Origin of the sequence: Membranihabitans marinus, assembly GCF_021729155.1 — a bacterium.
In the GTDB taxonomy this organism is placed as follows: domain Bacteria; phylum Bacteroidota; class Bacteroidia; order Chitinophagales; family Saprospiraceae; genus Membranihabitans; species Membranihabitans marinus.
On the sequence record NZ_JAJQYA010000028.1, the window covers coordinates 56,901 to 69,092 of the forward strand.

The 12,192-nt window shown below is 35.3% G+C and carries 13 protein-coding genes; 10 read left to right on the plus strand and 3 right to left on the minus strand.

The genetic code is table 11. The features are described 5' to 3' along the window. Window positions 1–8: 8 nt before the first annotated feature. Together LVD51_RS15235 and LVD51_RS15240 are read right to left on the minus strand one after the other, a co-directional pair. A complete protein-coding gene (locus LVD51_RS15235; protein WP_236972217.1) occupies window positions 9–1,271 on the minus strand; it encodes a type II toxin-antitoxin system HipA family toxin in 1,263 nt (420 codons plus the stop codon). Beyond that, window positions 1,271–1,591, minus strand: coding sequence for a helix-turn-helix domain-containing protein (locus LVD51_RS15240; protein ID WP_236972218.1), 321 nt, complete (start codon window positions 1,589–1,591; stop codon window positions 1,271–1,273). The genes LVD51_RS15235 and LVD51_RS15240 overlap by 1 nt, the downstream gene beginning before the upstream one ends. A 978-nt stretch (window positions 1,592–2,569) precedes the next feature. On the opposite strand from LVD51_RS15240, the gene LVD51_RS15245 reads away from it, so the two are divergent. From LVD51_RS15245 to LVD51_RS15270, 6 genes are all read left to right on the plus strand, one after another. After that, on the plus strand, window positions 2,570–3,133 hold the full coding sequence (locus tag LVD51_RS15245; protein WP_236972219.1) for a YceI family protein: 564 nt from the start codon (window positions 2,570–2,572) through the stop codon (window positions 3,131–3,133). Window positions 3,134–3,161: 28 nt separating this feature from the next. Beyond that, window positions 3,162–4,427, plus strand: a complete 1,266-nt coding sequence (locus LVD51_RS15250; RefSeq protein WP_236972220.1) for a hypothetical protein — start codon at window positions 3,162–3,164, stop codon at window positions 4,425–4,427. 470 nt (window positions 4,428–4,897) lie between these two features. Then, window positions 4,898–5,407 carry a YceI family protein gene (locus LVD51_RS15255; RefSeq protein ID WP_236972221.1) on the plus strand — a complete coding sequence of 170 codons (510 nt, stop codon included), beginning with the start codon at window positions 4,898–4,900 and terminating at the stop codon, window positions 5,405–5,407. A 65-nt stretch (window positions 5,408–5,472) separates the two neighbouring features. Beyond that, entirely contained in the window at window positions 5,473–6,756 is a 1,284-nt protein-coding gene (locus tag LVD51_RS15260) for an acetyl-CoA hydrolase/transferase family protein (RefSeq protein ID WP_236972222.1), read from the plus strand. Between the two features lie 333 nt (window positions 6,757–7,089). Beyond that, window positions 7,090–7,863 (plus strand): homing endonuclease associated repeat-containing protein, encoded by a 774-nt coding sequence (locus tag LVD51_RS15265; RefSeq protein ID WP_236972223.1) that lies wholly within the window; start codon window positions 7,090–7,092, stop codon window positions 7,861–7,863. 185 nt (window positions 7,864–8,048) lie between these two features. Further along, on the plus strand, window positions 8,049–8,825 hold the full coding sequence (locus LVD51_RS15270) for a hypothetical protein (RefSeq protein ID WP_236972224.1): 777 nt from the start codon (window positions 8,049–8,051) through the stop codon (window positions 8,823–8,825). 16 nt (window positions 8,826–8,841) lie between these two features. Here the strand turns inward: LVD51_RS15270 and LVD51_RS15275 are convergent, their stop codons facing one another. After that, window positions 8,842–9,024 (minus strand): hypothetical protein, encoded by a 183-nt coding sequence (locus LVD51_RS15275; protein WP_236972225.1) that lies wholly within the window; start codon window positions 9,022–9,024, stop codon window positions 8,842–8,844. 617 nt (window positions 9,025–9,641) lie between these two features. Between LVD51_RS15275 and LVD51_RS15280 the strand changes: the two genes are divergently transcribed. The 4 genes from LVD51_RS15280 to LVD51_RS20235 all read left to right on the plus strand — a co-directional run. After that, on the plus strand, window positions 9,642–10,022 hold the full coding sequence (locus LVD51_RS15280) for a helix-turn-helix domain-containing protein (RefSeq protein WP_236972226.1): 381 nt from the start codon (window positions 9,642–9,644) through the stop codon (window positions 10,020–10,022). Between the two features lie 101 nt (window positions 10,023–10,123). Further along, a complete protein-coding gene (locus tag LVD51_RS15285) occupies window positions 10,124–10,861 on the plus strand; it encodes a hypothetical protein (protein WP_236972227.1) in 738 nt (245 codons plus the stop codon). A gap of 389 nt (window positions 10,862–11,250) precedes the next feature. Continuing rightward, complete coding sequence (locus LVD51_RS15290) at window positions 11,251–11,811, plus strand: helix-turn-helix domain-containing protein (RefSeq protein WP_236972228.1); 561 nt, start codon at window positions 11,251–11,253, stop codon at window positions 11,809–11,811. Between the two features lie 40 nt (window positions 11,812–11,851). Next, a partial coding sequence (locus LVD51_RS20235; RefSeq protein WP_394803180.1) for a transposase occupies window positions 11,852–12,192 on the plus strand: 341 nt, incomplete at its 3' end.

A 12,192-nucleotide genomic window follows, 5' to 3' on the forward strand; every position in this document is an offset into this window, starting at 1 on the left:
AAAATATTTTAATGATTAAACGCATTTTCCATTAATTCGATTTCATTTCTTGGAATACCTATGTCAATCGCAATTTGTTGCCACTGACTTACATTCTGTTCAATTGTTTTGATAATAACATTGGCTTCATTTTCTTTTAACCGAAAATAAGGAGCGACTTCTCGTACCAGGTCTAAGTCCAGAGCATTGTCATTTTCTGAAATGTTAAGTTTTAAACCATTACTGTTCGGAGTTGGATTGATATCATAAGCCGGCGAAAGTATCCAACCTGAATTCGTTAACAGAAATCCGTGATTGCGAAGGTGGTCATCCGTATTGGAAATACAAACATTAAATGCAATACGTTCCCATAATTTCTTAAGATCATTATCAACATCAGCACCATTTCGCATTAAAAATTCTACAAGCTCTAAATAACTTACCCCATCTTGATAGTCCGTTCCGTCAGTATATCCCAATAAAGTCATTGCAGAGGCAAAATGGATGCGAGTACCGTCAATCTTTCTATCAAAGCGTTGAGTTAAAAAGGTATTCTGATGGTGTGAGAATTTTTGTATCCTTGATGGTGCCATCTCAATGCCGGATTGAATGGCTAGTCGATATGCCAACATCTCCCAAGCACCCATATCCTGCTGGTCATTTTTGCTTGGAAATTTAGCAATCCATAGACTACCATCAGTGTCCTGTATATTAGCCTTAGGTCTTGCGCCTCCTAAGGAAGATCCAGGTGCCATTAGTATATTGAGCCATTTTAGGTATTCCGGTTTATCTGGGGCATCTTCTTTCTCTAGTTGTACGCTGGCAAATTCAAGATCTCTAATAGCAGAGAAAGGCGGTGTTGCCATACCTTTATTATCATCTAAAAAAGCACCCTGCTGTGCGGTTCTAAAACGAAGTCCTCCCATTCGGTTTTGGTCGTAAACCCCAAGTAAATAATCCGACTCCATTAAAGTTTTGGGGCGTCGATCTTCTTTTCGGGCTATGGCAGCCTCTTTGCGCATCATTAGCAATCGTCCCCATCGATCGGGTGAGGAATCCATAAAAATGCCGAAATTTGATTTCTCGTCATTGAGGTACTGACCTCCTTCAAATAGTAGTAGGTCTGGATCTATAATCTGGGCATAGTCCGATTGTAACCATCCTTTATCATATTCAAAGGAAAATATTTCTTTCCCACTAGATGGCGTAGCGTATAAACACCCCATTAAAAATGGAGCTGTAATTCCATCCCAATGCGCATATACAAATATTTTTTTTCGTTCCAGTGCCATTATTTCTTGGTGTTTTTTGGGCCGCGTTGTTTTAGAGTTAGATCGGCATCTTGAATTTTTCTGCCCATTACATCATCATCGGCTAAAAGCAATAGATCTTTCTCCAGTCCTAATACTAATAAAACTCGGAGAATAATACCTATAGAAATGGAAGGACTGCCTTTTTCTAGGGAAGAAAGTGTGGGACGGGAAATCCCTGCTCGTTCAGAAACCTGATCCATTGTTAATTTCCTACGTAAGCGTGCTAACTTAATATTTTCTCCCACTGCTTGTAAAAGTTTCTTGCTTTTAGGCAGTAAAATAATAGTGTTTCTTGACATAACGTTAAATATATTTTACAAATATAGTCAAAAAAGTAAATAGTATTTTACGTTATTTTGGCAAGGCGATCTAGTAAAAAATTCGATTGTCCAAAACGAATATTTCTACATGGAGTTCACTCTGGATATTTCCCTACATTCTGCGTAAAGCTGCATTCCGTGCAAAGAGGTTTTTTAAACAGTCTTGGATAGCATATCCTGTTTCTGCTTTCCATTCCGCTAATACCTCTTGCCAATGCTCTGGGAAGGAAGTCTCTATTCTCAATCCGAAATCGCGAACGGAGTCAGGTCCATCGGAATTTCATTTAATCATTTGTTATAATTTTCAGCTCGCATTCATTAAATAAGTGAAGTTCGCAAAATTTGAAAAATCAATGGTTGGAAATAATAAACAACATAATGATTAGGAAAAGATTTATTGTGGATTTTACTTTCTGATGCGTGGAAAAATATTTTTAAAATTACCTACAAGAAATCCGTTTTTTACCATTATTGAATAATATTTTGGGCGAATTATTTCCTACTTTATTATGGTTTAAAACCTATCCTGAAATACTATGAATTTGTGTCAGGTGCTAGCCATCAATTTCTTCTATTTGACCTAGAATTTAGATTTTTAGCATTTCTTTTATTGTGGAAATATTTTTGTGGAATGATGTATTTTAAGTTATAAATAGCAGTGTGAATATTATGCTGTTGTTTGGTTCAAATTTAGTCGGCATTGCCTTTCTTAAACTATAAATTAGTCTGGTTATTTTTCTTTTTGTTGAATTTTTATAGCGCCTTTGGTGCAAATCTTTTTAGTGGATAATGCAACCTTTAAAGATACGAAAATATCAGATTGATTTCAAGTGTATCTTGTTGATTTAGTACAGGTTATTTTTTGAGAATCATCATGGAGATGTATGATTTGTATCATTTTATCACTGTGGGTATAAGGGTAAATTTATCATATAATTGATAACAAAACCTATACTTATGATACGATTTATTTCAATTGCAGTTCTGCTTCTATCCACCTTATATTTAGGTGCACAAAATGTAGAATCTTTTACGCTAAAACCAACTTCCAAATTGTCGGTTACTGGCACCTCCACTCTGCACGATTGGGAATGTGTGGTGGATCGTGTTGATGGTTCAGTTCAGGCAGTGTTAGAAAACGGTCAAGTGGTCGAGATCAAGGATTTCAATTTCAGTTTTAAGGTAAAAGATCTGAAAAGTGGTAAGTCAGTGATGGATGGCAAGACCTATGATGCTCTGAATGAAAAATCAAATCCCATAATTTCCTACACCATTATTAGTGTAACATTTAAAAATGCACATGAAGTAATGGCCAAAGGGAGGATGACCATCAATGGAATATCGAAAGAAATGGTAACAGAAGCGCGCATTACTTCCACCTCAACAACGATGAATATCAAGGGTGAAAAAGGATTTAAGTTGACTGATTTTAAGATTGATCCTCCCAAAGCTATGTTGGGAAGTATTACCACTGGAGACGATGTGGTAATTCATTATGATTTACAACTTCAAATAAAATAAAAAATAATTTTCTTAAAAAAGATTCCCTATGAAAGCAACAATCAAAATGACGGCTATTGCAGTTTTAATTTTCACTGGAATGGCTCTTAGTGCTCAAAACAACAGAAGTCTGGACAATTATAGAGAGCCCGATAAAAATGGAGTGAATGTCTTTGAACCAGAAAAGGATACCACATCGACATTTCAACATGTCAAAGTGCGATTGGGAGGGTCCTTTGCCTTGCAATTTCAAGCCTTAAGTCATGAAAACTCAGGTGCTCTTCCATTAAAAGAAATTGGAGAAAATTTTAATCTAGCGACGGCCAACCTCGATTTGGATGTGGCATTGTACGATGGAGTTAATATGCATTTGCGCACTTATCTTTCATCTCGTCATCACCCAGCACCTTATGTAAAAGGAGGTTATTTCCAAGTAGATAAATTGGATTTTATTAGCAAGGATTTTCTTAAAGGCATTATGGATTACGTAACCGTAAAGGTGGGGCATATGGAGAATAATTATGGTGATGCGCACTTTAGAAGAAGCGACAATGCCCAAACCATATACAATCCATTTGTTGGAAATCTTATTATGGACGGTTTTACCACTGAGGTGGGCGCTGAAGTCTATGTCAATAAGGACGGCTTCTTGGGTATGGTCGGTTTGACCAATGGCAAATTGAATCAAGGCGTAGATAATCCTGGAGTAACCAGTCCATCTTTTGTGGCCAAGTTGGGCTATGACAATATGATTGCGGATGAGTTAAGATTTCGATTAACTGGTTCCATCTATTCTACGAGTAAAGTGGCCAATTCTTATTTGTACAGTGCCGATAGAGCGGGGTCTCGTTACTACTTTGTGTTGGAATCAGAGGATGCATCTTCTAGTGGCAACTTTAGATCAGGGCGTTACGATCCAAAATTGAGCAATGAGATTACTGCTTTTATAATTAATCCTTTTGTGAAATACCGTGGACTAGAATTCTTTGGTACCCTGGAAATAGCCAATGGAAAAGCAGATGCAGAAACGGATGCGCGTTCAGCCAGTCAATTTGCTGGTGAACTGATCTATCGATTTGGGCGAGATGAGAACATCTTCATAGGAGGACGCTACAACATGGTGGATTCTGAAGAAGCCAATGGAAACGATATTCAAATTGCAAGAACCCAGTTGAGTGCCGGTTGGTTTTTGACAAAAAATGTATTAGTGAAGTTGGAATATGTTAATCAACAATACGACGGATTTCCTACGGCTAGTATCCTAAATGAAGGAAAATTTAATGGGATAATGATGGAAGCAGCTATTTCATTTTAGATAATAAAAATGGGCAGTGCTTTAACAAAGTACTGCCTTTTTTAATTTAGAACTTCACCTGATTAATATAATAACACTAAGTCGAATGTGGATAGCCCGTAGATGGCCTATCGGTTTAATACGAATTACGTTTATAATTGACGGAAATCTTTCGATTTATTTGAAGTTATACATCGTTTAAAATACTCGCCGTAGCTACGACTATGCAGGCACTCCCTCCCGAAACGCTGAGGTTTCGGCTCCTTCATCATTGACCGATTTGCGGTCAATGGCTCTTTGAGCTTCATTCAGTCATAGCCTCGTCTAACTCCAAATATTTTCAAAATCTTTTCCGTCATCATAAAACGTAAATCGTATAATTCCTTTTTTTACTTTTATTGATTTGGTATAGATCGTTTATGCTAGATTCCCATATAGAGAGTTTCCTAAAATACAAAAATGTCTAATTGTAAGTAATGAATGAAAATTATATGAAATATTTATGCTTCATATTCTGTTGTCTCGGTTTTGTTGAATTGTCTTGGTCTCAAGTACATATTCAAGTCACTGTCTATACCAATGTCAATTCCTTCTGCTGTGAAAGTATGGAATCAAGTATTAGCTCGGAAGCTGTGCAGTTAAAAGAAGAAACAGTTATAAATGTTCCTATAGCTTCCTTTGAATGTCCAAATAAGATGATCGAAAAAGATTTGAATCAGCTTTTTGAATCTCATATTTATCCTTCTATTTCACTGAGAGTTTTAAAATTGGAAGTCCGGGATAAATCACATAAAGCCACTGTAGAGATTAAAATTAAAGATCGATCTAATACTTATGAATTTAATTTGAAAGAAGTGGAAATTGACAATGAATCCTATGTCAATGGTTCACAGACCCTATCCCTGATTGATTTCGGTATTGAACCACCGACGAAGATGTTGGGTATGGTGAGGGTGAAAGAGGATATAAGTATCCAATGCCTCATACCAATAAGGATATAAAGCTTTTGATAAACAGCAAGAGTTGTTTAACACTACTTCAAATTTCTCTAAAATAGTATTGCTAAATGAAGCCTCAAACACTAAAAATAGTTACACCACAAGAAGCCGTTTCGGTTGTTAAATCCAACTCTACCTTATTTTTTCAAGGAGCAGCGATGACACCGAATACCCTGATCGATGCATTGTGTGATCGACATGAAGAATTGGAAAATATAGAAATCGTCCAAATCCATACCCATGGATCTGCTGCTTATACAGAACCCCCTTTTAATAAGACTTTTCGACTCAAGAGTTGCTTTGTAGGAGGAAATGTAAGAAAGGGGATTAACAGTATGGCTGGTGATTATATTCCTATATTTTTAAGTGAAATCCATTTGTTGTTTCGAAGGAGGATTATTCCTCTTGATATTGCATTTATACAAGTTTCTCCACCGGATATTCACGGTTATTGTTCTTTGGGAACTTCGGTAGATGTTACCCTACCTGCCATTCAAATGGCTCGGTTGGTAATAGCTCAAATTAATCCGCAGGTGCCTAGGACCCATGGGGATGGCATTATTCATATCAAACAAATAGATTATGCAATAGAAATAGATGAGGCTATTCACGCTTCTGTGATTGGTGAACCAACGGAGGTAGAAGCGATCATCGGTAAGGAGGTGGCCAGCTTAGTGGAGGACGGTGCCACCTTACAAATGGGCATCGGCAATATCCCCAATGCTGTTTTACATAATCTCAGCCATCATCAACGATTGGGCATCCATACCGAAATGTTCTCAGATGGTATTTTACCTTTGGTAGAGAATGGAGTCATTACAGGTGAAGATAAGGAGATTAAAACGGGAAAGATAGTGACGAGTTTCGCGATGGGTACACAAAAGCTCTATGATTTTCTCGATGACAACCCAATAGTACATTTTAAGGAGGCTGGCTACACCAATGACACGGCGATTATTAGAAAAAATCCAAAAGTTACGGCCATCAATAGTGCCATCGAAATTGATCTCACAGGGCAGGTATGTGCCGATTCCATTGGAGACTATCAATATTCTGGTGTGGGTGGACAAATGGATTTTATACGAGGAGCATCCTTATCTCCCGATGGCAAACCCATCATAGCCATGGCTTCGCAGACCCAAAGAGGTGTCTCTAAAATAACACCCTATCTTCAACGAGGAGCTAGTGTAACCACTACTAGAGCTCATGTGCATTATGTAGTGACAGAATACGGCGTGGTTAATCTTTTTGGCAAAGGGCTGGCTGAACGCGCAAGAGCCCTCATCAGTATTGCCCATCCCCATCACAGAGAGGAGCTTGAAAGACAGGCCTTCGATCGGTTTAATCGATAGGTGATGATAGGCGAAATACCCTTTGTCTTGTTTGTAGCAATACTAGTGATACGAAAATCTTTATCGGCATTATAAAATGCATTTGGTATTACCTTATAGAACGCGGTGTAAACCTAGGTTACATTCATAGCTCGATGGGACATGGTAGCTCAAAACCCACAGAAGTTTACACATATATTGTATAAATATTAAAATCTTTATAAGTCCCTTGGATACATGGTATGAATCAACTAAATTTGAAAAGAACAAATTCAAATACCCCGATGTACAAGTGTGATATATCCTCACTCCATGTTGTATATAGATATGTTGTAGTCATAAAAGAAAAGTTCAATGCACGAATATGATAAACAAGATAAAGAAGATGCGGCTCTTTCCGAAATTCTATTAATTGCTAAGGATATAGGAAAGACTCCGACAATAGTGGAATACAAACGGAGGAATCCAAGTGTTGGTATTGATACCATCTTAGGTTTATTTGGAAGTTGGAATGTCGCAATTCAGAAAGCAGGTCTTGAAATTAATCCTACACAAAGCCCTCCAAGAAATATTATATCAAGAGACAAAATAATTTCAGAATTATTGAAAGCCTCTGATCATTATGGATATTTTCCATCACATCCTAAATTCTCCGCTTATGCTAGTATTTCCAGAGGTCCCGTTGAACGAGAATTTGGTTCTTGGAAAAAAGCAAAGGACTACATAATAGAAAATCATGCCGACGATCTGACTTTTAAGATAAAACCAAATCGAAAAAATGAAAGGGCAAGAAAGGATGAACAAAGCATGGAATTGCTTTCAAGGATTAGCTGTTCATTAAGGAATATACCAAGAAATGAAATGGAAACCATTATTCTTTTTGCACAACTATCAAAAACAATGGGTTATGAGATTTTAAAAGCTCAAGTGGAATATCCAGATTTGGTGGTGGAAAAGGATGGAAAAATCCTAAAAATGGAGGCGGAATACCTTAGCTCAAATTACCTAAGTCATGGACACCCATTAGATGAAGGGACTATTTGCCTGTGCTGGCGAAAAGACACAGAAATTGATGGAATTGAGATTGTAGATTTAGAAACAGTAGTTAGAACAATGAATAAAAAATAAAAGAGTCTTTGCTATCATGAAGGTTCTGGCATTTTTACGAGGTCGCTAAATTTTTAAATTTGACGATTTTCAATAAAAAGCATAAATACTAATAATTATAAATCTGCTTGTGCTTAATCCGAAAAATCGCTAATTTGCACGCTACGAGTCATATATAAGACTTCTAGATACAATTAGACGATAGAATGAAAGAAAAAAGCAATATTATATACATAGTTGTACTCATCATAATAATATGGCTGCTTTCAGCTTTATTAACTTACTTTTTATATGAAACCCCAGCTGATAGAGGAGCCTTTGGAGATATGTTTGGTGCAGTTAATGCTTTGTTTTCAGGTTTGGCTTTAGCAGGAGTTATATACACAATACTTTTACAAAGTAAAGAGCTCTCTTTACAAAGAGACGAATTAAAGCAAACCAGAGGTGTATTTGAGAAACAACAATTTGAATCTACATTTTTTCAATTGCTGAAACTCCAACAAAATATCTTAAATGAAGTTGATGTTCATATCACAACAAGAAGAAGAGGAGGCGAGATTATAAAGGAAACAACAAAAGTTGGGCAAAATGCACTTCTTGAATTCCAGAAAATACTTAACAGTGAATATGTAGATAAGTCTATAGTTGATAGTAAGGTTGACGAAGCTAAATTTGTGCAAAGCTTAATCCGGTACTTTGAAGTAGATATGACTAACAATTTAACAGTATATTTTAGCATACTGTCAAATGTTATCGAGTTTGCAGATGGATATGACCATTCAGATAAAACATTTTACGTTCAATTAATTACAAATCAACTCGCACCAATTGAAAAATATTACCTGTTTCACAAGATTCTGACACAAAAACTAGTATCCGATATTTATTTAAATATGACTAAAAACATTCCTGAATCACTCTTCTCTAATAAGAGTCACTATGAATACTACATTGAAAAAATAGGAATGGAATCTAGTAAGTGATATTAGATCAGATTTGCTATCGCTGCCTCCGCTCCATATCATAGAAGGGTAAGGCTTCAGCTAAAAAAAGGACGCGAAAAGAACTCGTAAAGGCACTAGGCGCAGATGATGTCATCCTGTATGACCAAGAAGATTGTACAACTGTTTCAGACAAGTTCGACATCATTCTAGATGCGGTAGGTAAAACAAATAAAACCAATGTAAACCTCTTTTAAAGTCTATTGGAAAGTTTTATTCGGTGGAAGGAACAGACATCGCCTCCGAAAGACTTGAATACCTTGAGGTTTTGCCCATTTTTTGAAAACAAGAATTATGATTCCGTCATTGGTAAAGTGTATCCAGTGGAACAGAAAGTTGAAACTCTCAGAAATGTAGACACGGGAAGAGAAAAAGGGAAGGTGGTTTTAAACTTAACTGTGAAGCATTAATCTAATGTTAATAACAGCACAAAACATTGTATATAGGGTATTAAAACACTCCAGATATTTACCTTGTTTTTCATAGAAAAACCGCTACTTAAAAAAAAGTACAATTTGGAATAATAATGGTAACTAATGCGTTACATTTGTTGTTTGAGAGAAATCGATATAACAGAAGAGTGTTTAGAGTTTATAGATAGTCAGAACGAAAGAGTTGGCCTTAAATTCTTTCAACTGATTGAAGTTATAGGGGAAATAAAAGTTGTTAATTCAAATTTTCTGAAAAATTGCAGTCAACCTAATTGTACGAATTGCGAATTAAAGCAGAAAATAATACAGAGTTATAATCTTTGCGATTGCCCATTTGAATTTCGCTCAATGCATAAAAGTAGTATGCTTGTGCGGATTTCAGAAAAAAGGAAGTAAGGATTATAAAAACGCTATTAAACAAGCTGAAAAAAGTATTAGAAAATTATTTAAAAGAAAAGTAGCCATGGGAAAATCAATAAATGCAAAAGAACTGATTGCGAAACGATACGGAAAAGAGGGTTCAAAGGAACGTGAAGAATTCAGAGAAAATGCTTTTGCCAATTATTTTGGTGAAATCATAAAAAATCGAAGAAAGGAATTAAATATGAGTCAAGAAAGATTAGCTGAAAAGGTTGGAAAAAAAAGACCATATATTTCGCGTATTGAAAATGGTGAAGATATTAGGTTGTCTAACTTTTCATTGATAGCAAATGCGCTAGGATTATCAATACAACTCACAGTGGAGTAAAACGAAAATACAACAATGATGTATCCTGTATAGCTGTCCTACGAAATAGCTAAGACATCATACTCGGAACCTTGTATTTTATTATAACCAACCATTAACCGATGATAAAATTCTTTAGAAAAATTCGACAGAAATTACTCTCTGAAAATAAATTTAGTAAATATCTATTGTATGCAATTGGAGAAATTATTCTTGTTGTTATCGGTATTTTAATTGCTTTATCCATTAATAGTTGGCATAAAGGTCGGATTGACAAAAAGAGTGAATCCAAATATTTGACGGACATTAAAAAAGAAATTCAAAATAATAGTTCCATTTTGAATTTTTACATAAATAACAGGTTGCCATATAAATTTGAGGGATTATTATCTGCTAAAAAATATAATGAGGAGAATGTTGAAATTAAAGATACTTTCTCGTTTTTAAATACCGTGACTAAAGGAGGTATGATTACAAGTGGATTAGGAATATTAAGCAGAAACACATATAATGAACTTTTAAGTACAGGAAACTTCCAATTAATTTCTAAAGATTCCATTAAAATTAAAGTAAAAAAATATTATTGGGGATTGGATGCTGATGACAGTAATGTGGAAACTTACAAAAGCGATATTACAAAGTTCACTACAGGATTACGACCATATAATTCGTCGAACCCAGAATATATTTCTAAATATGACAGCAAAGAAATGATGATAGCTTTTAGGACAGTAGAATTTAGAAAAATAATTGACCGCGAATTGTCTTATGCATATAGCTTGGAAAATAAAATAAATGGGTTAGTTGAAGAAGGATTAGAAATTATTGAGCTTATAGATGCTGAATTAAAAAATAAATAATGAAAGCACAACAATGGCTATAAGTAATTTATGGTTCTAGCCTACTTTTCGACAAACTCAGGGCATCGCTTGCGAAAATACTCTCGCATTTTCTAACTTGCCTGTGGTAGGCAGTTTCGTTTTTAATTGGTAAGTAAGGTGGTTACACACGCAACAAACCATACACAACCGTTGGCAGAAATAAAAGAAGATCTATGAAGTTCGGTATATCTCCGAACTTATTTTGTATATTTGCAATCGCAGATGAGACTGACCAATAAGAAAATATTAGAAAAGTTAAAGAGAAAGAACAGAGGAAAACCCATGCCCATAACACTGTATATGAAGAATAGGCGAAATACTATTAAAAAGTGGTTGAAATCTAATGATTGGATTTAAAAAATAAATTTATGAAAACGCAATTCGATATATCTGCACTAATTGGAAATGGAAAAATTCAAAATAAATTGGATTTTGAAAGAGCATTGATTGCGGACAGAAAATTACGTGTTCTTTCAAAAGAAAATCCGAAATTCAAATCTGTTAGAAAGCAATTAAGGGATTTAATTGAGGAGTACGAAAATAAAAATTGGAGTGCCGATTCTAATATTTCTGACAAAAAAATAAGCGAAAGCGATGTTGCGGAATTGATGGCCGAAAAAGAACGGTTATTTATCCAGCGAAGAAAAGAGCTTATCCGAAATAAACTAAAGAACTTAAATCTAACACAACAAGACTTTGGGAAAGTTTTGGGACACAAAAGCAAATCCTATATGTCTGAACTGATAAATGGAGTAAGTCCCTTTTCCTTAAAAGATTTGATTGTTATTAATAGAATTTTGAAAATTGACTTAACCGATTTAGTGCCGACTTTTTTACCACAATCTGATATAGTTAAAATAAGATCAGCGATTAAAAAGTTGGATAATCCAAAACTTAAATTAAGTAAAGACGATTTAGCTATAGCGTAGAGACTGTTCAATTAAGTGTGTCTACTTATCTTAGCAAACTATGAAAAAAGAGAAGAAAAACGAAAAGGAAATACTAAGTCAAGAATTGTATGACCGTTTAAAAGATCACTTATATAGTAAACGCCCAGTCTTGGGTGAGGATAGCCCATTTAGTGAATTGCTACAATCGATGGTAAATGAAGTTTTAGAAGGAGAAATGTCTTCCTTTATGAACGAAGAGCGTGCATCTTCACGAAAGAATAAAAGAAATGGAAAAACATTAAAAAAAGTAAGAACCAATAGCGGGGATATCTATGTAGAGACTCCAAGAGACCGTAATGGTGATTTTGAACCAGAACTAATAGGTAAACGGGAAAGAGAGTTAAGCAGTGGACTGGACGA